Below are 444 nucleotides of genomic sequence, written 5' to 3' on the forward strand. Positions count from 1 at the left end.
TCTGGTGGGAGGGGGCTCAAGGGCGTGGTGATGAGGTGATTCAGGAAGAGGCTGAACAGCTCGGCGCGCGAGCCGAGGCGCAGCTTGCCGTAGAGGTGCTTGCGGTGATTCTTCACGGTGCCGCTGCCGATGCCGAGTTCGGCGGCGATTGCCTCCGTGTCCAGCCCCTGCAGCAACAGGCCCGCCACCTGCCGCTCCCGGCGAGTTAGCCTGTCTCCGCCCACGCTGGCGATGGCCTGCTCCACCGTCGCCTTGAGGTCGCTGCCATCGGGCCGGGCCGGGTTCTGGGCCAGCAGCGGTACCGCCTCTCGCCACTGCTGGCGACACAGGGAATGCACCAGCGGAAACAGCGCCTCCAGCCGGGCCCGTTCGTCCGGGCGCAGGGCCTGGCGCTTGTCGAGACGACCCAGAAACAGCATTAGCGTGAACCCGTCACGCACCGGC

1 protein-coding gene is annotated in these 444 nt (G+C 68.7%); it reads right to left on the reverse strand.

Annotation, left to right across the window (positions count from 1 at the left end; genetic code table 11):
* Nucleotides 1-444, reverse strand: a 444-nt coding sequence (locus tag BN1127_RS01390) for a helix-turn-helix transcriptional regulator (RefSeq protein WP_197069608.1), incomplete at both ends; no start/stop codon positions are given.

Source organism: Aeromonas media, from assembly GCF_000819985.1.
Lineage (GTDB): Bacteria > Pseudomonadota > Gammaproteobacteria > Enterobacterales > Aeromonadaceae > Aeromonas > Aeromonas media.